Raw genomic sequence first — 21,781 nt, forward strand, 5'->3', positions numbered from 1 at the left:
CGGTGCCGGAGCGGTTGTCCCAGTCGAGCACCGGGTCGATCACCGCGCCACGCTTCGTCGCGGGATCCCACACCAGGTAGCTCACCGTGTTGGTCGGCTCGTCAAAGAAGGGCCGGATGGCAGGGGCCATGGCGCTGGTCTCCAAAAATAGCTTGACGCTTATATACGGATTTCTATATCTAAGAACAAGTGAATAGTTCAGCCATGACCCTCGTCGCCGACATCGAAGCCCATGCCCGGGAAGCCGCGGAAATGCTGCGCCTTCTCGCGCATGACCGCCGGCTGCTGCTGCTCTGCCACCTGCTCCAGGAGGGGGAGGTGACGGTCGGCGCACTCGCCGAGCGGACCGGCCTGTCCCAACCCAGCATGTCGCAGCACTTGCAGCGGCTGCGGGATGACGGGCTGGTCGCCACCCGGCGTGCCGGCACGACGATCCACTACCGGATCGCCGACCCGCGGCTCGAGAAGCTGCTCGCAGCCCTGCATGGCGTGTTCTGCGCACCCCAATCCGACCAGGAATCCCGAGGCAAGCCATGACCCTTCCCACCGTCACCCCGGCCCGCGCGGCCGAGATGCTCCGCGCCGGCGAGGCCCTTCTCGTCGACATCCGCGAGGCCGACGAGCGCGCCCGCACCCACATCCCCGGCTCCGCCCACCTGCCGCTGTCGCGGCTGGCGGAAGCGGAACTCGCGGTGCAGGAAGGCAAGCCGGTGATCTTCCACTGCGCCTCCGGCCGCCGCACGGCGGAGAACGCGGCGCGGCTCGGCGAACGTGCGGGCGCCTGCGGCGCCTTCATCGTGGAAGGCGGCATCGACGCCTGGCGCCGCGCCGGCCTGCCGGTCAACGATAACCGCAGCGCGCCGCTGCCGCTGATGCGCCAGGTGCAGATCGCCGCCGGCTCGCTGGTGCTGCTGGGCGTGCTGCTCGGTGCCTTCGTGGCGCCCGGCTTCTACGGGCTCGCGGCCTTCGTCGGCGCGGGGCTGGTGGTCGCGGGCGTCACCGGGTTCTGCGGCATGGCGAACCTGCTTGCCGTGATGCCCTGGAACAAGCGCGCGGCCTGATCCCATGGACATCACCGGGCTGCAGGCCCTGCTCGCGGGCGTCGCGGGCGGGATGGTCGGCTTCGTCCTCGCGCTGGTGGGTGGCGGCGGCTCGATCCTCGCCGTCCCGCTGCTGGTCCATGTGGTCGGGATGCGCCAGCCGCACCTCGCCATCGGCACCAGCGCGGTGGCGGTGGCGTTGAACGCCGCCACCGGCCTGATCGGCCACGCACGGGCTGGCAATGTCCGCTGGCCCTGCGCCAGCGTCTTCGCCGCGGCGGGCATCGCCGGCGCGGCAGCCGGCGCCGCCATCGGCAAGCGGATCGACGGGCAGGTGCTGCTCGCCGCCTTCGCGGTGCTGATGCTGGTCGTCGCCGTGCTGATGCTGCGGCGGAAGGAATCGGTCACGGCCCCGGCCGTGCGGCTATCGCGCGGCAATGCGCCGGCGCTGGCCGGGATCGGCGGCGCGACCGGGCTTGCGTCGGGCTTCTTCGGGATCGGCGGGGGGTTCCTCGTCATGCCGGGCCTGGTGGCGGCGACGGGGATGAGCACGTTGCAGGCGATCGGCTCCTCCCTGGTGGCGGTGACGGCGTTCGGGGCGACGACCGCACTGTCCTATGCCCTGTCGGGGCTGGTGGACTGGACCGTTGCGGCGCTCTTTGTCGCCGGCGGCATTGCGGGAAGTTTCGGCGGGACCGCGGCGGCGCGGCGGCTCGGTGGGCGCCCGGCGGTGCTGACACGCCTGTTCGCCGTGATGCTGGCCGGCATCGCAGTGGCGATGCTGGTGCGCGGGATGGGCTGACCTCCCGCGCGACCCGGCCGGCACCACGCGCCAGGCCGCGCGCGCACTGCCCGACCTTCGGCGGGCGGGCCATCAGAACATGAACCCGACCACGCGCCGGGCCGCGCATGCGCCGCGCGACCCTGGGCGAGGCCTGCCCGGCAGGCCCGTCCGGCGCGCTTCGCATGGCGCCCCGGCGCCCGGCGCGGTGGCGCGCGGCGGCCGTCCCTGCCACGGTGGCCGCACCGGGAGGAACCCCCATGCGACACGCCGGGCACGGCCGTGGCTGACGACGTCATCGATTCGCCGATCGCCTGGCGGCGCCTGGTTGCCGCCATCGCACTCGCCACTGTCGGCAGCGTGCCGATGTGGTCGGTCGTCGTCGTGCTGCCCGCCGTGCAGGCGGAATTCGGCACCGCGCGGGCCGGCGCCTCCCTCCCCTACACCATGACCATGGTCGGCTTCGTCGTCGGCGGCGTGCTGATGGGGCGGCTCGCGGACCGTTTCGGGGTGATGGTGCCGGTGCTGATCGGCACCGTCTCGATGGCCCTCGGCGGCATCGCGGCGGCGATGGCGCCGAGCCTGATGACCTTCGGCCTCGCCTATGGCGTGCTGATGGGCTGCTTCGGCTCGGCCGCGGTGTTCGGGCCGCTGGTCGCGGATACGTCGCTGTGGTTCGACAAGCGGCGCGGCATCGCCGTCGCGCTGGCGGCCTCGGGCAACTACCTCGCGGGTGCGATCTGGCCGCCGGTGCTGCAATGGGGCGTGGCGAACTACGGCTGGCGGGACACGCATGTCGCGCTCTCGGCGGTCGCGCTGGTCACAATGCTGCCGATTGCGCTCACGCTGCGGCGCCGGGCGCCGATGCCGCCGCCGAGGCCCGCGGCAGCGAAGGGCGCGGCCCCGGCCATGCCGCTCGGCCTTACGCCCGGCACGCTGCAATTCGTGATCGGCGTCGCGGGGGTGGCCTGCTGCGTCGCCATGGCCATGCCGCAGGTGCACATCGTCGCGCTGTGCGTCGATCTCGGCTACGGCGCGCAGCGGGGGGCGGAGATGCTCTCCGTCATGCTCGCTGCCGGGATCATCTCCCGCCTCAGCTTCGGGCTGGTGATGGACCGCATTGGCGGGCTGGCGACGCTGGCGCTCGGTTCCGCGTTGCAGGGGGTTGCGCTGCTGCTCTTCCTGCCGGCGGACGGGATGGTGGCGCTCTATGTCGTCAGCGCGGTGTTCGGGCTGTTCCAGGGCGGCATCGTGCCGTCCTACGCCATGATCGTGCGGGAGAACTTCCCGCCCGAGGAAGCCGGCACGCGGGTCGGCATCGCCTTCGCCGCGACGCTGCTGGGCATGGCGCTCGGCGGCTGGATGGCCGGCGCGCTGTTCGACGCCACCGGATCCTACCGCGCGGCGATGTGGAACGGCATCGCCTGGAACCTGCTGAACCTGAGCATCGCGCTGTGGCTGCTGCGGCGCGGCATTCGCTGGCGGCGGGCGCGGCTGGCTACGGCCTGATGCCGGTCAGCACTTCGGCTGACGCGGCAACAGAGTCCTGACGTCCTGCGCGCGGCCGCCCCGCGCGCCATGCCGCCGCCCCGCGCGGATCACTCCGCGCGGATGCCGAGTTGCCGGATCACCGGATCGAAGGTCGCCCAGGCCGACTTCAGGTTGTTCATGAACTGCTCCGGCCCGTTGGCACCGTCCACCGACATGCCGATGCCGGCGAAGCGGTCGCGCAATTCCCGGCCGGCAGCGCCCGCACGGACCTCCTGCGCCAGGCGGTCGATGATGGGGCGCGGCGTCCCGGTCGGCACCATCACCCCGAACCACGAGGTCACGTCGTAATCCGTGGGCCCGCCTGCCGCCGCGATCGGCGGCACGTCCGGCACCAGCGGGGAGGGCTGCGCCGAGGTCACGCCCAGCGCGCGCAACTGCCCGTCCCGCACCAGCCGCCCGGCCGCCGCCGGCGTGTCGAAGCCGAAATCCACCTGGCCGCCGAGCAGCGCCGCCAGCGCCGGCCCGCTGCCCTGGAAGGGCACGTGCAGTGCTTCGAGCCCCGCCTTGGCCAGGAACAGCGCCGTGACCAGGTGCTGCGCGCCGCCGACACCCGAGGAATTGTGGCTGTACTTGCCCGGGTTGGCCTTGAGCAGGTCCATGAAGGACCGCAGGTCGCGCGCCGGGAAGTCGGGCTTCACCAGCGCGATGAAGGGGGCGGCGCCGAGGCTCGCCACCGGCGCCAGTTCCTTCTCCACATCGTAGGGCGTGCGCGTGACCAGCGGCCCGAAGGTGATCGGCCCGATCGAGGCGGCAAGCAGCGTGTACCCGTCCGGTGCCGCCTTCGCGACCGCATTGGTGCCGATCTGCCCGCCCGCGCCCGGCCGGTTGTCCGGCACCACCGTCTGGCCGAGGCGTTCCGACAGCAGTTGCGCGATGATCCGCGCGGCCACGTCGGTCTGCTGGCCCGGCGGCCAGGGGATGATCATGCGCAGTGGCCGGTTCGGCCAAGCGCCGCCCGCCGTCTGCGCGTTGAGGACGGTCGGCGCTGCGACGCCTCCCACAAGCGATGCGGCAAGGATTTCCCGGCGACGGATCATGCGTTTCCCCAGACTTTGTGTTCTGTGGCCGCATCGTGCCGCATCGCGCGTCCGTGACGCAAATCGGCCGCCTCCCGTAGATCCCTGCGATCTCCTCCGCGGCGCCCGACAGCGGCGAGGCGCGGCCAGCCTCGCCCGCGCCCGGCGACGCGCCAGCCCGCCGGCGTGACGATCGGCGACAGGCCAAAGGACGTAAGGACCGCCTCGATGTCGGGACCCGGGGAGGCGACGGCGCGCGCCGCAGCGCCGATGCGCACGCTGGCGGCCGGGATGGTGCCTCGGTTGACGACGAGGATCCGCACCGATCCCACCGGACATGTTGCAGCGCACACCTACTGGGTTGACCCGCCTGTCAACAATCACGTCAGATGTAACCGCTCAGTTCGGGGCAACGTCCAGGAAAACGGCGCCGGTCAACGGCGATCAGGCCCGCTCCACCTCACCGGTGGGGCGGGCCTTGTTGTCAGAAGGGGCGGCGCTGCCCGTGGCGCGCCGTTCCAGGGCCGGGTCCAGGGGATGCCCATGCCAGGGGAGTCCTCATCATGAAGCCTGCCGCCTTCGTCACCGGCGCGCGGCGCGGGATCGGCCGCGCCACCTGCGTCGCCCTCGCCGAGAAGGGCTTCGACCTGGTCGGCGCCGACATCGCCGATGAAGGCGCGGAGGAAACCCGCGCCGCCGTCGAGGCGGCGGGCGGGCGCTTCGCCTTCCTCCGCGCCGATGTCTCGGATGTCGAGGGCCATGCCGCGCTGCTCGATGCCGCCTGGGAAGCCTTCGGCGGGCTGGAATGCCTCGCCAATATCGCCGGGGTGCAGGTGGCGAAGCGCCAGGACATGCTGGAGACGACGCCGGATTCCTGGGACCGGCTGCTCGACACCAACACGCGGGCCGTCTTCTTCCTCAGCCAGGGCATGGCGAAGCGGATGATCGCCGGCGGCGCGCCGACGCGCGGGCACCGCAGCCTGGTCTTCGTCTCCTCGGTCAATGCGGTGATGGCGTCGCTCAACCGGGCGGAATACTGCGTCTCCAAGGCCGGTGTCTCGATGGTCTCGAAGCTGTTCGCGATGCGGCTCGCGGCGCACGGCATCAACGCCTACGACATCCAGCCGGGCGTCGTCCGCACCGACATGACGCGCGGGGTGTGGGACAGCTACGGCGCGCTGCTCGAACAGGGCCTAGCGCCGATCCGCCGCTGGGGGGAGGCGGAGGATATCGGCCACGCCATCGCGACACTGGCCGCCGGGGCCATGCCCTATTCCACCGGCCACGCCTTCCCGATCGACGGCGGCATGCTCATGCCGCGCTTCTGAGCGCGGATGCGCCCGCTTCTCCTTGACTCTTTTCCTGTGTGAGCCTAAGCGCCGCTGTCTTTCCGTTTCGGAAAGGCTGCCCTGTTCAAGGGGCCGGAAAAGGGGCGAGCCGATACGCGCCCACCCATCCGGGTCCGGATACGCAGCCGCGATAGGCGCGCCGGGCCAAGTCGTTCCCGCAAGCGAGCGGGGGCGCAGACCGCATCTCCCGCTGCGACGTGGCGGGTGACACCGGAAAGCACAGGACTGCATGGCCACCATTACCGCCGACCGCGCGGGCAGCGAGGACTTCGCCGCCCTTCTCGACGAGACCCTCGGTGCCGACACCGGCTTTGCCGGCTCGGTCGTTACCGGCAAGGTCATCCGGGTGGATGACGATGTCGCGGTCGTCGATGTCGGCCTCAAGAGCGAGGGGCGTGTGCCCCTGAAGGAATTCGCGGCCCCCGGCCAGAAGGCCGAGGTGAAGCCGGGCGACCTTATCGAGCTCTTCGTCGAGCGCTACGAGGACCGTGACGGTTCCATCGTCCTGTCCCGCGAAAAGGCCCGCCGCGAGGAAGCCTGGACGAACCTCGAGAAGTCCTTCACCGCCAACCAGCGCGTGAACGGCGTGATCTTCGGCCGCGTGAAGGGCGGCTTCACCGTCGACCTCGGCGGTGCGGTGGCCTTCCTTCCGGGCTCCCAGGTCGACATCCGCCCGGTGCGCGACGTCGGCCCGCTGATGGGTTCGCCCCAGCCCTTCCAGATCCTCAAGATGGATCGCGCCCGCGGCAACATCGTCGTGTCGCGCCGCGCCGTCCTCGAGGAGACCCGTGCGGAGCAGCGCAGCGAGCTGATCCAGGGCCTCAAGGAAGGCATGATCCTGGACGGCGTGGTGAAGAACATCACCGACTACGGCGCCTTCGTGGACCTGGGCGGCGTGGACGGCCTGCTGCATGTCACGGACATCGCCTGGCGCCGCATCAACCACCCGAGCGAGGCCCTGACCATCGGCCAGCCGGTGAAGGTGCAGGTCATCCGCTTCAACAGCGAGACCCAGCGCATCAGCCTCGGCATGAAGCAGCTGATGTCCGACCCGTGGGACGGCGTGGCGCTGAAGTACCCGGTCAACGCGAAGTTCGCCGGCCGCGTCACGAACATCACCGACTACGGCGCCTTCGTGGAGCTGGAGCCGGGCGTCGAGGGCCTCGTGCACGTGTCCGAGATGTCCTGGACGAAGAAGAACGTCCATCCGGGCAAGATCGTCGCCACCTCCGAGCAGGTGGACGTGATGATCCTCGACGTGGACGAGCCGAAGCGCCGCATCTCGCTCGGCCTCAAGCAGGCCCAGGGCAACCCCTGGGAGCTGTTCCTCGAAGCCCATGCGCCGGGCTCGATCATCGAGGGCGAGATCCGCAACATCACCGAGTTCGGCCTGTTCATCGGCGTCGGCCCGGATGTGGACGGCATGGTCCATATGTCCGACCTGTCCTGGGACGAGCCCGGCGAAGTGGCGATGCAGGCCTACAACAAGGGCCAGATCGTCAAGGCGAAGGTGCTCGACGTGGACGTCGAGAAGGAGCGCATCTCCCTCGGCATCAAGCAGCTCGAGGCCGATCCGGCCGCCGAGGTGCTGGACCGCGTCCGCAAGGGCGACATCGTCACCTGCGTGGTGACGAAGGTCGAGGCCAACGGCATCGAGGTGAAGGTCGATGACGTCCTGACGGGCTTCATCCGCCGCGCCGAGCTCGCCCGCGACCGCGGCGACCAGCGCCCGGACAAGTTCGCGATCGGCGAGAAGGTCGATGCGCGCGTCACCGCGGTGGACCGCGCCGCCCGTCGCCTCGCCCTGACCATCAAGGGCAAGGAGATCGAGGAGGAGCGCGAGGCGATGAAGGAGTACGGTTCGGCCGACTCCGGCGCGTCGCTGGGCGACATCCTCGGCGCGGCGATCCGCCGCCGCCGCGAGATGGCCGGCGAGGAGTGATCCCGGAACGCCTTTCGGCGTGACGGCAAGGACCCCCGGGGCGGAAACGCCTCGGGGGTTTTTCGTTTCCGAGGGGGCTTTGCCCCCTCGGGCTCCCCCACCAGGGGACTGCGGTCCCCTGGACCCGCGGGAACCCAGGTATCGGTTTCCAAAGGCCCTTCGGCCTTTGGTGGGGGGAGCGCGAGGGGGGCAAAGCCCCTCTCGCCCCTTGCCCACCCTTTCCGGCATTGCCATTGAGACTGAATGTCCCTCGACGCCGACCTCCTCGCCGACCGTCGCCGCCTGCGCCGCCGCCTGACGCTGTGGCGCGCGCTCGCCATCCTCTCGGTCTTCGGCGCGCTGGCCGTGCTTGCCGGCCTGCGCAGCGACCAGGTGCTGCCCGGCGCTGCCCATGTGCTGCGCCTGCCCGTCTCCGGCTTCATCTCCGAGGACCGCCGCGTGATCGAGGCGCTGGAGGAAGCCGCGAAGAACGCCTCCGTGCGCGCCCTGATCGTCGCCATCGACAGCCCAGGCGGCACGATGGCGGGGGGCGAGGCGCTGCACGCCGCCCTGCGGCGCTTCGCCGAGCGCAAGCCCGTGGTGGCCGTGATGGGCGCGACCGCCGCCTCCGCCGGCTACATGGCGGCGCTGCCGGCGCAGCGCGTCTTCGCGCGGGAATCGACCGTCACCGGCTCGATCGGCGTCCTGCTGCAGAGCTTCGAGGTGTCGGAACTCCTCGAGCGCGCCGGCATCCGTCCCCAGGTCTTCGCCTCCGGCCCGCTCAAGGACCAGCCGAGCCTCTTCCGCCCGCTCACCGAGGAAGGGCGCGCGGCGATGGATCGCGTGATCCAGGATCTTCACGCCCAGTTCGTCGGCATGGTGGCGGCGGGCCGGCACATGGATGCGGACCGCGCCCGGTCGCTCGCCGACGGCCGCGTCTTCACCGGCCGCCAGGCGCTGGAGGCCGGTCTGGTGGACGCGATCGGCGGCGAGCGGGAAGCGCGTTCGTGGCTCGCCGCCGAGCGCCAGGTGCCCGAGACCCTGCCGATCCGGGACGTGCGGACCCGCGGCACGGCGGAGCGCCTGCTGTCCTCCGCCACCGAAACGGTGATGAAAAGCCTTTTTTCGGAATGGCTTGGCGTTGACGCCCCCCGCGCCCTTTGGCAGCCTTCGCGCTGACACTTCGCTGCGCACATGGCGCCGTGGCTGGTCGAAGCCGCGCCCCCGGGGAAAATGCCAAGCATGACAAAGTCAGAGCTGATCGCGCATCTCGCCGGTGCCAACCCGCATCTGCGCCAGCCCGACGTCGAGCTGATCGTCACCACCATCTTCGACGAGATCACCGCCGCCCTCGCCCGCGGGGACCGGGTGGAACTGCGCGGCTTCGGCGCCTTCTCGACCAAGGCGCGGGACCCGCGCACCGGCCGCAACCCCCGCACGGGGGAGGCGGTGGAGGTCTCCGCCAAGTCCGTGCCGTACTTCAAGCCGGGCAAGGAATTGCGCGAACGCATCAACAAGCCTGGCCCGACGGCGCCGAGGCGCGTGGCGGCACGGGCCTCGGCTTGATAAAAGGGCGCCCATGCGCCTGATCCTCTTCGTACCGCTGGCAGCCCTGGTGGTGCTCTTCGCCCTGTCGAACAGGCAGGAAGTGGACCTGCGCCTCTGGCCGTTCGACTTCGTCTGGTCGCTGCCGCTTTCGCTTGCGGTGCTGGTGCCGGCGGCATTCACCTTCCTTCTTGGGGCGGCGATCGTATGGCTCTCGGACCTGCCGGCGCGGCGGCGCGGCTGGCTGGCGCGGCGCCGCGCGACGGCCCTGCAGCGCGAGATCGACCGCATCCACGCGGCCGAGAAGGCGGCGGCGGCGGACCGACTGGCGGGGCCCGCGACATGATCGCGAAGCCCGCGGAGGGCGGCGCACCCCGGATCATCCCCGCCCTCGACACCGGCGACCTCGCGAAGGCGGAGGCGCTGGCCGCCTCGCTCGCCGGTCGCTGCGGTGTGCTGAAGGTGGGGCTGGAACTGTTCTGCGCGGCGGGCAGTCCCGCGGTCACCGCCGTCGCGCGGCATGCGCCGGTCTTTCTCGACCTCAAGCTGCACGACATTCCGAACACGGTGGCGGGCGCGCTGCGCTCCCTCCTGCCGCTGCGCCCGGCGATGGTCACGCTGCACGCGGGCGGCGGCCCGGCCATGATCGCCGCGGCGCGGGCGGAAGCGGAGAAGGCGGGCACAGCCCGGCCGCTGCTGCTCGCCGTCACGGTGCTGACCAGCATGGATGCCGCAGCACTCGCCGCGACCGGCGTGGCGGACACCCCCGCGCAACAGGTGCTGCGCCTGGCGAAGATGGCGGTGGCGGCGGGCGCCGACGGGCTGGTGTGCAGCCCGCAGGAAGCCGCCCTTCTGCGCGCGGAACTGGGCCCCGGTCCGGCCCTGGTGGTTCCTGGCGTGCGGCCGGTGGGCAGCGCCGTGGGCGACCAGGCACGCGTCGCCACCCCGGCCGAGGCAGTGGCCGCCGGCGCCGACTGGATCGTGGTCGGCCGGCCAATCACCGGCGCGCCCGACCCTGCGGCCGCCGCAATGGCCATCGCCGCCGCCATCCCCGGTTGATCCCATGGCCGTCGATGTGAAGATCTGCGGCATTCGGGATGCCGAAGGGATGGACGCCGCGGTGGAAGCCGGGGCGAACCTGATCGGCTTCGTCTTCTTCCCGCCCTCGCCGCGCTTCGTCGCGCCGAGGGCCGCCGCCGCGCTCTCCACGCGCCACGTCGGCGGGCCTGTCCGCGTTGGGCTCTTCGTCGATCCGACGGACGAGGACATCGCCACGGTCCTCGCCGCCGTGCCGCTCGGCCTGATCCAGTTGCACGGGGAGGAGACGCCGGAGCGCGCCGCCGCCATCCGCGCCCGCTTCGGCCTGCCGGTGATGAAGGCGCTCGGCATCGCCGAGGAAGCCGACTTCGCCCCCGTCGCCGCCTTCGCGCCCGTGGTGGACCGCTTCCTGTTCGACGCCCGCCCGCCGCCGGGCGGGCCGCTGCCGGGCGGCAACGCCCAGCCCTTCGAGTGGCGGCTGATGGCCGGTCGCGCCATCCCGAAGCCCTGGCTGCTCGCCGGCGGCCTGACGCCGGCCAATGTGGCCGAGGCCATCCGCACCGCCGGCGCCCCCGGGGTGGATGTCTCCTCCGGTGTCGAGCGCGCGCGGGGGGTGAAGGACGCCGGGCTCATCCGCGCCTTCGTTGCTGCCGCGAAGGGTTGACGGGCCGGGCGACGACGTCCCAGCGTGCCTCCCTCCGATGGAGGAACGATCGATGCGCGTGTTGCCGCTTCTGCTGGTCCTGTTGCTCGCCGCCTGCGCGAGCGGACCGCGGCCGGACCCCATCACCTATGCCGGCTCGGGCGGGCAGGCGATGGGCGCCGAGCTCTGGCTGCCCGAGGGGACGCAGCGCGTGCCGCTGGTCATCCTGTCCCATGACGTGCGGGGCAAGCGCGACGCGCACCTGAACGACTACGTGAATGCGCTGAAGGGTTCCGGGGCGGCGGTGCTGGTACTGGACCACTATTCCTCCCGCAGCATCGATGCCTCCCGTCCTCCTTCGGAACGCGCCTGGGTCACGGCGCTGGATTTCGCGCTGGATGCCTACGGCGCGCTCGACCAGGCGGTGCAGCATCCGCGCATCGACCGCCGCCGCGTCGGGCTGGTGGGCTTCGGGGAAGGCGGGGGCGGGGGCACGCTGCTGGCGACGCACAGCGTCGTCTCCCAGGGGCGGCCGGCGGATGCGGCGCGCTTCCTGGCCTTCGCGGCGGTGGCGCCGGAATGCACCTATCGCCTCGGCAACCGCGACACCGGGCGGCGGCCGATCCGCATCATCGTGGGCGACCGCGACAACCGCACGGGTAAGGCCTCCTGCGACGACCTGGCTTCCTACCTCCGCGCCGCGAGCGGGGACGTGACGGTCAGCACCTACCAGAACGCCCGCCACGGCTTCGATGACCCGGCGGGGCCTGTCCGCACCGACCCGCAGGGCGAGAACATCACCCGCTGCGTCTGGCAGCAGGGGCCCGACGGGCTGTGGCGGGAAAGGGCCTCGGGCGTCACCGGCGTCTCGCTGTTCCGCATCGGGGCGAACGAGGCGACGGTCGCCGCCTATCAGCGCAGCAGGGAGGCCTGCCGGCGCCTCGGCACCGAGACCCAGGGCGATGCCGCGCTGCGAGGCCGCGCCGTGGGCGAAGTCACGGGCCACATGCGCCAGCATGTGATCGAGGCCCGCGTGCGCTGAAGCTGCTTTCTTACCCTCATGCGCCCGGCATCATTGCCGAGCGTATCCGCACGCGGGGCTGGCGGGGCGGCCGCGTGCAACACAACACGCGGCGCCGGTCGGGCGGCCGCGTGCAAAACAAGAGGAAGACGGGCGGGCCGCATCCGCGGCCCTTGGCTTCGCGCGGGGAGGGCGCACTCCCGGCGACGGGATGCCGCGCGCGGTCACGCTTCGCGCTCGCGGCACAACGCGCCGTCTCGTGCCGCAGCGGTCGGGCGAAGGATGGGTTCCTTCCCTTCAGGCGCCGGCCGGGCGGGGCGTTCGGGCAGCAGCCGCCGCCCCGCGCATGGCGCACCGCTATGGCCGGCGCCGAGGGTATCCGCTAAACGATTCGCTTTCCGGGACGCCCGAGAGAGACCCCCCTTGAACAAGCCGCTCCCCAATTCCTTCCGCCAGGGGCCCGACGGCCGCGGCCGCTTCGGCCAGTTCGGCGGCCGCTTCGTCGCCGAGACCCTTATGCCGCTCATCCTCGAGGTGGAGCGTGCCTATGAGGAGGCGAAGACCGATGCCGCCTTCCAGACGGAATGGCGGCGGCTGCTGAAGGACTACGTCGGCCGGCCGAGCCCGCTGTGGCTCGCCGAGCGGATGACCGAGCACCTTCGCGCGAACAGCGCGCGAGACGACCTTGGCGCGAAGGTCTACTTCAAGCGCGAGGAGCTGAACCACACCGGCGCGCACAAGATCAACGCCGTGCTCGCGCAGATCCTGCTCGCGAAGAAGATGGGCAAGACGCGCGTGATCGCGGAGACCGGCGCCGGCCAGCACGGCGTCGCCACCGCCACCGCCTGCGCGCTGTTCAACCTGCCCTGCACGGTCTTCATGGGCGCGACGGACGTCGCCCGGCAGCAGCCCAACGTCTTCCGCATGAAGCTGCTGGGCGCGGAGGTGGAGCCCGTCACGTCCGGCGCCGCGACGCTGAAGGACGCGATGAACGAGGCGCTTCGCTACTGGGTGGCGAACGTCCACGACACCTACTACTGCATCGGCACGGTCGCCGGCCCGCACCCCTATCCGGTCATGGTGCGCGACTTCCAGTGCGTGATCGGCGAGGAGACGAAGCAGCAGATCCTCGCCGCCGAAGGGCGCCTGCCGGATGCGCTGGTCTGCGCGGTCGGTGGCGGATCCTCGGCGATGGGGCTGTTCCATCCCTTCCTCGATGACGAGGGCGTCGCGATGTACGGCGTCGAGGCCGCGGGCCGCGGCGTGGACACCGAGGAACACGCCGCCTCCATCACCCGCGGCCGCCCCGGCGTGCTGCATGGCAACCGCACCTACCTGCTGCAGGACGCCGACGGCCAGATCCAGGAAGCGCATTCGATCAGCGCCGGCCTCGACTATCCCGGCATCGGGCCCGAGCATTCCTGGCTGCACGAGGCGGGCCGCGTGAACTACGTGACGGCGACCGACGACGAGGCGCTGGAGGCCTTCCAGGTCTGCTCGAAGCTCGAGGGCATCATCCCCGCGCTGGAAACGGCGCATGGACTCGCGCATGTCATGAAGCTCGCGCCCACCATGCCGAGGGACGCGATCGTGGTGCTGAACCTCTCCGGCCGCGGCGACAAGGACATCTTCACCGTGGCGCATCATCTCGGGGTGAAGCTGTGAACCGGATCGCCGACCGTTTCGCTGCGCTGAAGCGCGAGGGGCGCGGCGCGCTCGTCACCTTCCTCGAAGGCTACGACCCCGATCCCGCGACCTCGCTCGCCATCCTGCGCGGACTGCCCGGCGCGGGCGCGGACGTGATCGAGATCGGCGTGCCCTTCACCGACCCGATGGCCGACGGCCCCTCGATCCAGAAGGCGGGGCTGCGCGCGCTGAAGGCGGGGGCGACGCTCGCCGGCGTGCTCGCCCTGGTGCGCGACTTCCGCAAGGAGGACGCCGCGACGCCGGTCGTGCTGATGGGCTACTTCAACCCCGTGCTGTCCTACGGTGTCGATCGCTTCTGCAACGATGCCGCGGCCTCCGGCGTCGATGGGCTGATCATGGTGGACGTGCCGCCCGAGGAAGCCGATGAGATCGAGCCGCAGGCCAAGGCGAACGGCCTCGACCTGATCCGCCTGGTCGCGCCGACCACGGACGAGGCGCGCCTGCCGCGCGTGCTCGCTGCGACCACGGGCTTCGTCTATTACGTCGCGATCACCGGCATCACCGGGACGCGCAGCGCCTCCGGCGCGGATCTTTCCGCCGCCATTCCGCGCCTGCGCCCGCACACCGACCTGCCGATCTGCATCGGCTTCGGCATCCGCACGCCGGAGAAGGCGGCGGAAGCCGCGCGCATCGCCGACGGCGCGGTGGTCGGCACCGCGCTGGTGGAGACGCTCGCCGCCAGCCTGGATGACCAGGGGCGCGCGAAGCCGGATACGGTTCGGAAGGTGCTGGACCATGTGCGCGCGCTGGCGGAAGCGGTGCGCGGGGTGAAGTCGGCGGCGTGAATGATCCCGGAGGGGCCTTGCCCCTCCGGACCTCCCCACCAAAGGCCGAAAGGCCTTTGGGAACCATTCTTTGGCACCGACCCTGCCCGGACTTCCCCGGTATCGGTTTCCAAAGGCCTTTCGGCCTTTGGCGGGGTGGCCTGGAGGGGCGGAGCCCCTCCAGATCGCGTCAAGCCGCCGCCTGCCCGTTCGCGCGTAGCCCCGCCACCAGCGCCGGCAAGGCAAGCAGAACCACGATCACCATCGCCGCCGCCTGTTCGATGTTTCCGGGCAGCCCGAGCGCCTCGGCCCAGCCGGGCAGGTTGAGCGGGTCGAAGGGGATCAGCGTCTGTTCCTGGAATTCCTGCACCGCCGCGGCGGCGAGGCGCACTGCCATCAGCAGCAGGAACACCGAGGTCCCGAGGAACAGCGGCCGCAACGGCAGCCGCACCGCCAGCCGCGTGATCGCGACCCAGACGCCCGCGAGCACCACTGCCGCCACGCCGAGCCCCGGCAGCAGCGCCGCCGGGCTGGGCGCCTCGCGCAGCAGGGCGGTCAGGAAGAGGATCGTCTCCGCCCCTTCACGGAAGATCGCGAGGAAGCCGATCGCCCCGACGGCGAGGCCGACACGCCGCGAAGCGATGGCCGCCTCGGCGCGGCGACGCAGGTCGGCGCTCCAGGCGCGGGGGTCGGAGCGGCGAGCCAGCCAGCCACCCGTCCAGAGCATCAGTCCCGCCGCGAGCAGGCAGGCGATGCCCTCGATGCTGTCGTCGTGGTCGCCACCGCGCCAGGCCATGAAGGCGACCGCGGCAAGCATGCTCGCGCCCACACCGGCCGCGGCGCCCCAGCCGAGGTGCCCCACACGCTCGGGCGCGGCGCGCTTGAGAAAGGCCGCGAGCGCGGCGAGGACGAGAATGGCCTCGAGCCCTTCGCGAAACAGGATGAGCCCGGCATCGACGGAGGAGGAAATCACGGCGACTATCCTGCGAATGCGAATGGTTCGCATTCAATAGCCGCACCCTGGCCGCCTGTCCGATGAAATCGCGTTCATGTGCGGCAGGGGAGAGCGCGGCCGGGGATCGCCCCGGCCGCGCCGTTCGTCACAGGATGAAGCGCGACAGGTCCGCACTGCCGGCGAGCGGAGCCACGCGGTCGCGCACCATCGCCGCGTCCACCCGCACCGTTTCGCCCCCGCGATCGGAGGCGGTGAAGGACACCTCCTCCAGCAGCCGCTCCAGCACGGTGGCCAGGCGCCGCGCGCCGATGTTCTCGACCGCGGCATTGACCTCGGCCGCGAGGTCGGCGACCGCGTCGATCGCCTCCGGCGCGAAGTCGATCGTGACGCCCTCGGTCCCCAGCAGCGCCGTGTACTGCTTGAGCAGCGAATGTTCAGGCTCGGTCAGGATCCGGCGGAAGTCGTCGCGCGTGAGTGCGGCGAGTTCCACGCGGATCGGCAACCGTCCTTGCAGTTCGGGCAGCAGGTCGGACGGCTTCGCCAGGTGGAAGGCCCCGGATGCGATGAAGAGGATGTGGTCCGTCTTCACCGGCCCGTGCTTGGTGGTGACCGTGGTGCCCTCGATCAGCGGCAGCAGGTCGCGCTGCACGCCTTCACGTGAAACATCCCCGCCGCGGAAGCCGCCCTCGCCGGTGCGGGCGCAGACCTTGTCGATCTCGTCGAGGAAGACGATGCCGTTGGCCTCCGCATTCGCCACCGCGTCGCGCACCAGCGCGTCCTGGTCCAGAAGCTTGTCGGCCTCCTCCTTCGTCAGCGCGATGCGGGCCTCGGCCACCGTCATCTTCCGCGGCTTCTGGCGGCCGCCGAACATCTTGCCGAGCATCTCCTGCATGTTCTGCATCTGGATGCCCTGCTGGCCCGGCAGGTCCATCATGCCGATCGGCATGCCGCCGCCGCCGTCGGCCACCTGGACTTCGATCTCGCGCGTTTCGAGGCTGCCTTCGCGCAGCATGCGGCGGAACTTCATGCGGGTCTCGCCGGAGGCGCCCTCGCCGACCATGGCGCTCAGCAGGCGTTCCTCGGCGGCGAGTTCCGCCTTGGCCTGCACGCCGCGCCGGGCCTGCTCGCGCGCCATGGTGATGGCGGATTCCACCAGGTCGCGGACGATGCTTTCCACGTCGCGGCCGACATAGCCGACCTCGGTGAACTTGGTGGCCTCGACCTTGAGGAAGGGCGCGTTGGCGAGCTTCGCCAGGCGTCGCGCGATCTCGGTCTTGCCGACGCCGGTGGGGCCGATCATCAGGATGTTCTTCGGCACCACCTCCTCGCGCAGCCCGTCCGGGAGCTGCTGGCGGCGCCAGCGGTTGCGCAACGCGATGGCGACGGCGCGCTTGGCGTCCTGCTGGCCGACGATGTGGCGGTCGAGCTCGGAGACGATCTCGCGCGGGCTCAGGTTGATGGCTTCAGACATTCACTTGGCCCTCGGACGCCGGGCGCCGGCCATCCGGCCGGCTTGGCTTCGCGCCGCGCACTGGTGCGCCGGCGGCAATGGGTGGGTTGGGCGCGGTCGCGCATCCGCGCTCCCGGATCGCGGCAGGCCGCGATCCGCAGGGGGGATTCGATCGGGTCGGCGTCACGCTTGCGGATCCAGGCTTTCGAGAACGATGTTGCCGTTGGTGTAGACGCAGATGTCGGCCGCGATCTTCATCGAGCGGCGGCAGATCTCCTCCGCATCGAGGCCGTCCACCGGCAGCAGGGCGCGCGCGGCGGACAGCGCGTAATTGCCGCCGGAACCGATGCCGATGATGGCGTCCTCCGGCTCCAGCACGTCGCCCTGGCCGGTCAGCAGCAGGGAACGGTTGCGGTCGGCGACCGCGAGCAGGGCTTCGAGGCGACGGAGGTAGCGGTCCGTGCGCCAGTCCTTGGCCAGATCGACGCAGGCGCGCTCGAGCTGGTCGGGGAAGCGTTCGAGCTTCGCCTCCAGCCGCTCCAGCAGCGTGAAGGCATCTGCGGTGGCGCCGGCGAAGCCGGCGAGCACCTTCCCGCCGGCGATGCGGCGGACCTTCCGGGCGTTGCCCTTCACCACCGTCTGACCGAGCGAAACCTGCCCGTCGCCCGCCATGGCGACGCGCCCGCCCTTGCGCACGCAGAGGATGGTGGTGCCGTGCCACCCGAGGGGATCGTTTTGTGGGGAGTTCATCACGGCGCGTATTTGGGCTGGCGGGCGCCGCGACTCAACAGGCAGGGCCGGCGAGGCACAGGAACCGCGCGCCCCGCCGCTGGCAGGGGAATGACGTGATTGTTAACGGCTCGGCATTGCTCGCCATGGTTGTATATCGTGCGATGATGCTCGCTGAACTCCTCCCGCTGGCCGGCGGCGCCGCCTCCGGCTTCCTGCCATCGACGCCGCTCCTGTCCGGGCTCGCGTCCGTCGCGGCTTCGGCCCTGATGGCGGGCTGCGGGCCGATGGCCGCGGCCGAGGGCTCGCCATGACCGTCATGCGGCCCGACCTGCCCCCCGCCGCGCGCGCCGCCGCCCCGGCCCCGCGTGGCACGGCGGCGGACCGACGCTCCTCGGACCGCTCGCCGATGGGGTGCGGCGCCAGGCTCGAACTGCCCGGGCGGGCGCTGGCCGTGAACCTGCTCGACCTCTCCGAAGGCGGCGCGGGGGTGGAGGCGCCCTCCGACATCGCCGCGCCGGGCGACGAGGGGCACCTCGTCATCGACACCGCCGTCCTGCCGGTGCGCGTCGTCGCGACGGAGAACGGGCGCATCGGCCTCGCCTTCACCGCGCTCTCGCCCCTGGCGCGGGAAGCGATCCGCGGCATCCTGGCCGAATCCGCCCGCCCACCCGGCGCCTGACCGGGCAAGTTGCGGCGGACCCGGCCCCGGGCGTAGGAAGCGCCCCATGGAAGGCCTGACCACACCGCCGCGCCGCGCCGAGATCACGCGCGAAACCGCCGAGACCGCGATCCGCGCGACCCTCGACCTCGACGGCTCCGGCCGGTCCGAGGTCGCGACCGGGATCGGCTTCCTCGACCACATGCTGACCGCGCTCGCCCGCCACGCCATGTTCGACATGGTGGTGGAGGCCAGGGGCGACCTACACATCGACTTCCACCACACGACCGAGGATGTGGGCATCGTGCTCGGCCAGTGCCTGCGCAAGGCGCTGGGGGACAAGCGCGGCATCCGCCGCTACGGCCAGTCCCTCCTGCCCATGGACGAGGCACTGGCCGAATGCGCCGTGGACATCTCCGGCCGGCCCTTCCTCGCCTGGTCCGTCCCCTTCGCCCGCGACAAGGTGGGGGAGATGGACACCGAGCTGTTCGAGGAATTCTTCCGCGCCTTCGCCTTCAACGCCGGCATCACGCTTCACATGACCTTGAAGGCGGGCACCAACGCGCACCATGTCGCAGAGGCCTGCTTCAAGGCGGCCGCACGGGCGCTGCGTCAGGCCACCGAGCCCGACCCTCGGGCCGCGGGTGCTGTCCCTTCGACAAAGGGCGTGCTGGAGGCCTGAGGATGCGAGTCTGGACGGTGCTGGCGAGGCCGCCCTCCGAACGGAAGGCGCCCCGGACGCTCCTGGTGCGCGACGGCTTTTCCTGGGGCGCGCTGCTCTTCCCGACGCTGTGGTTCCTCTCCAAGGGACTGATCGCCCTGGCGGCGATGCACGCCGCTGCGGTCGCCGCGATCGCCGCGCTGCTGCCGCCAGCCGCGGCGCCGCTGCTGCTCGCGGGTGTGCAACTCTTCATCGGCCTCGAGGCACGGAACCTGCAAGGCTGGTGGCTGGGACTGAAGGGCTTCCGGCCGGAAGCGGTGCTGGTGGCGCGGGACGAGGATGCGGCCTTCCTCAACCTCGCCTCCTTCCGCCCGGACCTGGCCCGCGCAGCGGTATGAGGGGGCAGGCGATGGCGCAGCGCGTGGCGGTGGTGGATCCGGGCTCGGGCAATCTGGCCTCGGTGGTTCGCGCCTTCGAGAAAGCTGCCGAGGACAACGATATCGAGGCCGTGGTGCGCGTCGTCACCGCCGCCGCCGACCTGGCCGAGGCCGACCGCATCGTCCTGCCCGGCCAGGGCGCCTTCGCCGCCTGCCGGCGCGGCCTCGATGCCCTGCCCGGCATGGTGGATGCGCTGGAGCGCCGCGTGCGCGGCATGGGCGTGCCCTTCCTCGGCATCTGCGTCGGCATGCAGCTGATGGCGGACAAGGGGCTCGAGCACGGGGAGACACCCGGCCTCGGCTGGATCCCGGGCGCGGTGGCGCCGATGGACCCGCGCGGCGCCGACGGCCGGCCCCTGCCCCTGCCGCAGATGGGCTGGAACGCCCTGTCCTTCGAGGAAGGCTTCCACCCGGTCCTCGACGGGGTGAAGCCCGGCGACCAGGTCTATTTCGTCCATTCCTACGCCTATGAGGCGGAGGATCCGGAGGACGTGGTCGCCACCACCGACTACGGCGGTCCGGTGACCGCGATCATCGCGCGCGGCAACCTCGCCGGACTTCAGTTCCACGTCGAGAAGAGCGGGCCGGTGGGGCTGCGCATGCTCGCCAACTTCCTGAGGTGGGAACCGTGAACTCCGCCGCCCTGCAGGCCGGCCGCCAACTGGCGATCGAGCGCGTCGAGCGCCTGTCCGAATCCGACCTCGCCGACCTCGCGGAAGCCACCGACGCCGCCATCATCGAGGGCGGCGGCTTCGGCTGGCTCGAGCCCCAGGGCCGCGGCGCGCTCGAACGCCATTTCCGCGGCGTGCTGCTGGTGCCCGAGCGCGAGCTTTTCGTCGCCCGGCTGGACGGGCATGCGGTGGGCTCGGCGCAACTGGTCCGCCCGCCCCGCAACAACGAGGCGCAAGCCTTCGGCGCGACCCTGACCCACGCCTACATCGCGCCCTATGCTCGTGGCTTCGGGCTGGCGCGCCTGCTGGTGCGGCGGGTGGAGGAACGCGCTGCCGCACTCGGCCACCGCGTGCTGAACCTCGACGTGCGGGAAACCCAGACCACCGCCATCGCGCTGTTCGAGAGCCTCGGCTACGTGCACTGGGGCACGCACCCGTATTACGCGCGGGCCAAGGGCCAGACCGTGGCGGGACACTTCTACTTCAAGACGCTGGAGCCCGGCCGGGGGCGTAGCACGGGCGAACTGATCGACGGCGCGGTCTGACGGCGCGCGGCATCGCCGCGCTGGATTCCCACCGGCAGTTGCGCTCTCATGCGCCGAGCCGGAACGTTTCGCGCAAACGCCGAGGAAGGCCGCTCAGCCATGCCCAGTCACCGACCGCCGCGGTTCCGCGGCGATGGTCCCGGACCCGCCGAGGCGCGGCGGGCCGCCTTCGTGGCCCTGGCGCTGGCGTTCGGCGGCGTCGCCGGCCTCTCGGGCGGCATGCCGCGCGCACTGGCGCAGGGCACGCCGCCGGCGGCCGCACCCACGCCGCGGCCCGTCGCGACATCCGGCCAGCAGGACCGCCTGACCCAGGCGCAGCTCGAGCAGATGCTCGCGCCAATCGCGCTTTATCCCGATGACCTGCTGATGCAGATGCTGATGGCGTCCACCTATCCGCTCGAGGTGGTGCAGGCGAAGCGTTGGCTCGGCCAGGGGCAGAACGGATCGCTGCGCGGCGATGCGCTGGCGCAGGCGCTGAGCCCGCAGAGCTGGGATCCCTCGGTGAAGTCGCTGGTGCCCTTCCCCGACGTGCTGACCATGATGAACGACCAGCTGGAATGGACCCAGCAGGTCGGCGACGCGGTGCTGGCGCAGCAGGATGACGTGATGAACGCCGTCCAGGTGCTGCGCGGCCGCGCCCAGGCGAGCGGTGCGCTGCAGTCCGGGCCGCAGCAGACGGTGACGGTGACGCAGAACGTCACCACGCCGCCCGCCGCCGGCGCTGCCGCCCCGGCCGTGGCCCCACCGCCGCAGGTCATCACCATCGCGCCGACGCAGCCCGACACGGTCTATGTGCCGGCCTACGACCCGAACGTCGTCTATGGGTCCTGGCCGTATCCGGCGAGCCCGCCCGCCTACTACCCGCCGCCGGTCGGCTGGGGCCTCGGCAGCGCATTGCTGACCGGCATGGCCTTCGCAGGGGGCGCGGCGATCGTCGGCTCGCTCTGGGGCTGGGGGAGCGCGAACTGGGGCGGCGGCGACATCAACGTGAATGCGTCGCGCTACAACCAGATCAACGCCAACCGCGCGAGCAACATCAGCGGCAACACCTGGCGGCATGACAGCACGCATCGCCAGGGCGTGGCTTATCGCAACGACGAGGTGCGCAACCGCTACCAGCAGAACCGGCCCGGCGCGGGCGGGGCGGACCGCGCCGGGGCGCGGGATCAGTTCCGCGGCCGGGTGGACCAGGCGCAGCGCGGGGAAGGCATCGGCGGGCGCGGTGGCCCTGGGGATCGGGGCGGCATCGGCGACCGCGGCGGGCCGGGTGACCGGGGCGGCGTCGGCGACCGCGGC

Annotated in this window: 25 protein-coding genes; 21 read left to right on the forward strand and 4 right to left on the reverse strand. The window is 71.6% G+C overall.

The genetic code is table 11. The features are described from left to right. Positions 1 to 204: 204 nt before the first annotated feature. The 4 genes from GXW76_RS20580 to GXW76_RS20595 all read left to right on the forward strand — a co-directional run bounded on the left by GXW76_RS20580 (position 205) and on the right by GXW76_RS20595 (position 3,330). A complete protein-coding gene (locus GXW76_RS20580; protein ID WP_211863979.1) occupies positions 205 to 537 on the forward strand; it encodes an ArsR/SmtB family transcription factor in 333 nt (110 codons plus the stop codon). Then, on the forward strand, positions 534 to 1,061 hold the full coding sequence (locus GXW76_RS20585) for a rhodanese family protein (protein ID WP_211863980.1): 528 nt from the start codon (positions 534 to 536) through the stop codon (positions 1,059 to 1,061). Before GXW76_RS20580 ends, GXW76_RS20585 begins: the two co-directional genes overlap by 4 nt. 4 nt (positions 1,062 to 1,065) lie before the next feature. Next, complete coding sequence (locus GXW76_RS20590) at positions 1,066 to 1,842, forward strand: sulfite exporter TauE/SafE family protein (protein WP_211863981.1); 777 nt, start codon at positions 1,066 to 1,068, stop codon at positions 1,840 to 1,842. Between the two features lie 261 nt (positions 1,843 to 2,103). After that, positions 2,104 to 3,330: an MFS transporter gene (locus GXW76_RS20595; RefSeq protein WP_338151005.1), complete on the forward strand. Its 1,227-nt coding sequence runs from the start codon at positions 2,104 to 2,106 to the stop codon at positions 3,328 to 3,330. Between the two features lie 89 nt (positions 3,331 to 3,419). Here GXW76_RS20595 and GXW76_RS20600 read toward each other — a convergent pair whose 3' ends face one another. Further along, entirely contained in the window at positions 3,420 to 4,409 is a 990-nt protein-coding gene (locus tag GXW76_RS20600) for a Bug family tripartite tricarboxylate transporter substrate binding protein (protein WP_211863982.1), read from the reverse strand. Positions 4,410 to 4,951: 542 nt separating this feature from the next. On the opposite strand from GXW76_RS20600, the gene GXW76_RS20605 reads away from it, so the two are divergent. The 10 genes from GXW76_RS20605 (at position 4,952) to trpA (ending at position 14,397) form a co-directional block, all read left to right on the forward strand. Then, entirely contained in the window at positions 4,952 to 5,716 is a 765-nt protein-coding gene (locus GXW76_RS20605; protein ID WP_211863983.1) for a 3-ketoacyl-ACP reductase, read from the forward strand. Between the two features lie 250 nt (positions 5,717 to 5,966). Beyond that, entirely contained in the window at positions 5,967 to 7,679 is a 1,713-nt protein-coding gene (gene rpsA / locus GXW76_RS20610; protein ID WP_211863984.1) for a 30S ribosomal protein S1, read from the forward strand. Between the two features lie 243 nt (positions 7,680 to 7,922). Continuing rightward, the gene (sppA, locus tag GXW76_RS20615; protein WP_211863985.1) at positions 7,923 to 8,837 is read left to right on the forward strand and encodes a signal peptide peptidase SppA; all 915 of its coding nucleotides are present in this window, start codon (positions 7,923 to 7,925) and stop codon (positions 8,835 to 8,837) included. Positions 8,838 to 8,900: 63 nt separating this feature from the next. Then, positions 8,901 to 9,224, forward strand: a complete 324-nt coding sequence (ihfB, locus tag GXW76_RS20620) for an integration host factor subunit beta (protein ID WP_211863986.1) — start codon at positions 8,901 to 8,903, stop codon at positions 9,222 to 9,224. 13 nt (positions 9,225 to 9,237) lie between these two features. Beyond that, positions 9,238 to 9,549: a lipopolysaccharide assembly protein LapA domain-containing protein gene (locus GXW76_RS20625; protein WP_211863987.1), complete on the forward strand. Its 312-nt coding sequence runs from the start codon at positions 9,238 to 9,240 to the stop codon at positions 9,547 to 9,549. Then, positions 9,546 to 10,262 carry an orotidine-5'-phosphate decarboxylase gene (gene pyrF, locus GXW76_RS20630; RefSeq protein ID WP_211863988.1) on the forward strand — a complete coding sequence of 239 codons (717 nt, stop codon included), beginning with the start codon at positions 9,546 to 9,548 and terminating at the stop codon, positions 10,260 to 10,262. The genes GXW76_RS20625 and pyrF overlap by 4 nt, the downstream gene beginning before the upstream one ends. Positions 10,263 to 10,266: 4 nt before the next feature. Further along, complete coding sequence (locus tag GXW76_RS20635; RefSeq protein ID WP_211863989.1) at positions 10,267 to 10,905, forward strand: phosphoribosylanthranilate isomerase; 639 nt, start codon at positions 10,267 to 10,269, stop codon at positions 10,903 to 10,905. Positions 10,906 to 10,957: 52 nt separating this feature from the next. After that, complete coding sequence (locus tag GXW76_RS20640) at positions 10,958 to 11,926, forward strand: dienelactone hydrolase family protein (RefSeq protein WP_211863990.1); 969 nt, start codon at positions 10,958 to 10,960, stop codon at positions 11,924 to 11,926. A 402-nt stretch (positions 11,927 to 12,328) separates the two neighbouring features. Continuing rightward, positions 12,329 to 13,570, forward strand: a complete 1,242-nt coding sequence (gene trpB, locus GXW76_RS20645; protein ID WP_211863991.1) for a tryptophan synthase subunit beta — start codon at positions 12,329 to 12,331, stop codon at positions 13,568 to 13,570. Further along, the gene (trpA, locus tag GXW76_RS20650; protein WP_211863992.1) at positions 13,567 to 14,397 is read left to right on the forward strand and encodes a tryptophan synthase subunit alpha; all 831 of its coding nucleotides are present in this window, start codon (positions 13,567 to 13,569) and stop codon (positions 14,395 to 14,397) included. The genes trpB and trpA overlap by 4 nt, the downstream gene beginning before the upstream one ends. 169 nt (positions 14,398 to 14,566) lie before the next feature. Here the strand turns inward: trpA and GXW76_RS20655 are convergent, their stop codons facing one another. From GXW76_RS20655 to hslV, 3 genes are all read right to left on the reverse strand, one after another. Further along, complete coding sequence (locus GXW76_RS20655) at positions 14,567 to 15,349, reverse strand: FTR1 family protein (RefSeq protein WP_211863993.1); 783 nt, start codon at positions 15,347 to 15,349, stop codon at positions 14,567 to 14,569. Positions 15,350 to 15,476: 127 nt separating this feature from the next. Beyond that, a complete protein-coding gene (hslU, locus tag GXW76_RS20660) occupies positions 15,477 to 16,802 on the reverse strand; it encodes an ATP-dependent protease ATPase subunit HslU (protein ID WP_211863994.1) in 1,326 nt (441 codons plus the stop codon). Positions 16,803 to 16,964: 162 nt separating this feature from the next. Next, positions 16,965 to 17,531, reverse strand: a complete 567-nt coding sequence (gene hslV / locus GXW76_RS20665) for an ATP-dependent protease subunit HslV (protein ID WP_211863995.1) — start codon at positions 17,529 to 17,531, stop codon at positions 16,965 to 16,967. A gap of 143 nt (positions 17,532 to 17,674) precedes the next feature. Between hslV and GXW76_RS20670 the strand changes: the two genes are divergently transcribed. The 7 genes from GXW76_RS20670 to GXW76_RS20700 form a co-directional block, all read left to right on the forward strand. Continuing rightward, positions 17,675 to 17,824 carry a hypothetical protein gene (locus GXW76_RS20670; protein ID WP_211863996.1) on the forward strand — a complete coding sequence of 50 codons (150 nt, stop codon included), beginning with the start codon at positions 17,675 to 17,677 and terminating at the stop codon, positions 17,822 to 17,824. Then, positions 17,821 to 18,192, forward strand: a complete 372-nt coding sequence (locus tag GXW76_RS20675; RefSeq protein WP_211863997.1) for a PilZ domain-containing protein — start codon at positions 17,821 to 17,823, stop codon at positions 18,190 to 18,192. The genes GXW76_RS20670 and GXW76_RS20675 overlap by 4 nt, the downstream gene beginning before the upstream one ends. 46 nt (positions 18,193 to 18,238) lie before the next feature. Continuing rightward, entirely contained in the window at positions 18,239 to 18,853 is a 615-nt protein-coding gene (gene hisB / locus GXW76_RS20680) for an imidazoleglycerol-phosphate dehydratase HisB (protein WP_211863998.1), read from the forward strand. 2 nt (positions 18,854 to 18,855) lie between these two features. Beyond that, positions 18,856 to 19,230, forward strand: coding sequence for a DUF2628 domain-containing protein (locus tag GXW76_RS20685; RefSeq protein ID WP_211863999.1), 375 nt, complete (start codon positions 18,856 to 18,858; stop codon positions 19,228 to 19,230). Between the two features lie 11 nt (positions 19,231 to 19,241). Beyond that, the gene (gene hisH / locus GXW76_RS20690) at positions 19,242 to 19,901 is read left to right on the forward strand and encodes an imidazole glycerol phosphate synthase subunit HisH (protein ID WP_246514568.1); all 660 of its coding nucleotides are present in this window, start codon (positions 19,242 to 19,244) and stop codon (positions 19,899 to 19,901) included. Continuing rightward, entirely contained in the window at positions 19,898 to 20,485 is a 588-nt protein-coding gene (locus GXW76_RS20695) for a GNAT family N-acetyltransferase (protein WP_338151006.1), read from the forward strand. The genes hisH and GXW76_RS20695 overlap by 4 nt, the downstream gene beginning before the upstream one ends. A gap of 99 nt (positions 20,486 to 20,584) precedes the next feature. Further along, positions 20,585 to 21,781 (forward strand): DUF3300 domain-containing protein (locus GXW76_RS20700; RefSeq protein WP_211864001.1); only part of this gene is annotated, 1,197 nt, incomplete at its 3' end.

It is taken from the genome of Neoroseomonas soli (genome assembly GCF_018129065.1).
GTDB lineage: Bacteria > Pseudomonadota > Alphaproteobacteria > Acetobacterales > Acetobacteraceae > Neoroseomonas > Neoroseomonas soli.

Bases quoted from the DNA above. Each gene is read 5' to 3' on its own strand.
- pyrF (WP_211863988.1), top strand. From the start codon at position 9,546: ATGATCGCGAAGCCCGCGGAGGGCGGCGCACCCCGGATCATCCCCGCC.
- GXW76_RS20670 (WP_211863996.1), top strand. From the start codon at position 17,675: ATGATGCTCGCTGAACTCCTCCCGCTGGCCGGCGGCGCCGCCTCCGGC.
- sppA (WP_211863985.1), top strand. From the start codon at position 7,923: ATGTCCCTCGACGCCGACCTCCTCGCCGACCGTCGCCGCCTGCGCCGC.
- hisH (WP_246514568.1), top strand. From the start codon at position 19,242: ATGGCGCAGCGCGTGGCGGTGGTGGATCCGGGCTCGGGCAATCTGGCC.
- GXW76_RS20625 (WP_211863987.1), top strand. From the start codon at position 9,238: ATGCGCCTGATCCTCTTCGTACCGCTGGCAGCCCTGGTGGTGCTCTTC.
- GXW76_RS20675 (WP_211863997.1), top strand. From the start codon at position 17,821: ATGACCGTCATGCGGCCCGACCTGCCCCCCGCCGCGCGCGCCGCCGCC.
- GXW76_RS20640 (WP_211863990.1), top strand. From the start codon at position 10,958: ATGCGCGTGTTGCCGCTTCTGCTGGTCCTGTTGCTCGCCGCCTGCGCG.
- hisB (WP_211863998.1), top strand. From the start codon at position 18,239: ATGGAAGGCCTGACCACACCGCCGCGCCGCGCCGAGATCACGCGCGAA.
- ihfB (WP_211863986.1), top strand. From the start codon at position 8,901: ATGACAAAGTCAGAGCTGATCGCGCATCTCGCCGGTGCCAACCCGCAT.
- hslU (WP_211863994.1), bottom strand. From the start codon at position 16,802: ATGTCTGAAGCCATCAACCTGAGCCCGCGCGAGATCGTCTCCGAGCTC.
- GXW76_RS20605 (WP_211863983.1), top strand. From the start codon at position 4,952: ATGAAGCCTGCCGCCTTCGTCACCGGCGCGCGGCGCGGGATCGGCCGC.
- GXW76_RS20585 (WP_211863980.1), top strand. From the start codon at position 534: ATGACCCTTCCCACCGTCACCCCGGCCCGCGCGGCCGAGATGCTCCGC.
- GXW76_RS20635 (WP_211863989.1), top strand. From the start codon at position 10,267: ATGGCCGTCGATGTGAAGATCTGCGGCATTCGGGATGCCGAAGGGATG.
- hslV (WP_211863995.1), bottom strand. From the start codon at position 17,531: ATGAACTCCCCACAAAACGATCCCCTCGGGTGGCACGGCACCACCATC.
- GXW76_RS20580 (WP_211863979.1), top strand. From the start codon at position 205: ATGACCCTCGTCGCCGACATCGAAGCCCATGCCCGGGAAGCCGCGGAA.
- rpsA (WP_211863984.1), top strand. From the start codon at position 5,967: ATGGCCACCATTACCGCCGACCGCGCGGGCAGCGAGGACTTCGCCGCC.
- GXW76_RS20600 (WP_211863982.1), bottom strand. From the start codon at position 4,409: ATGATCCGTCGCCGGGAAATCCTTGCCGCATCGCTTGTGGGAGGCGTC.
- GXW76_RS20590 (WP_211863981.1), top strand. From the start codon at position 1,066: ATGGACATCACCGGGCTGCAGGCCCTGCTCGCGGGCGTCGCGGGCGGG.
- GXW76_RS20685 (WP_211863999.1), top strand. From the start codon at position 18,856: ATGCGAGTCTGGACGGTGCTGGCGAGGCCGCCCTCCGAACGGAAGGCG.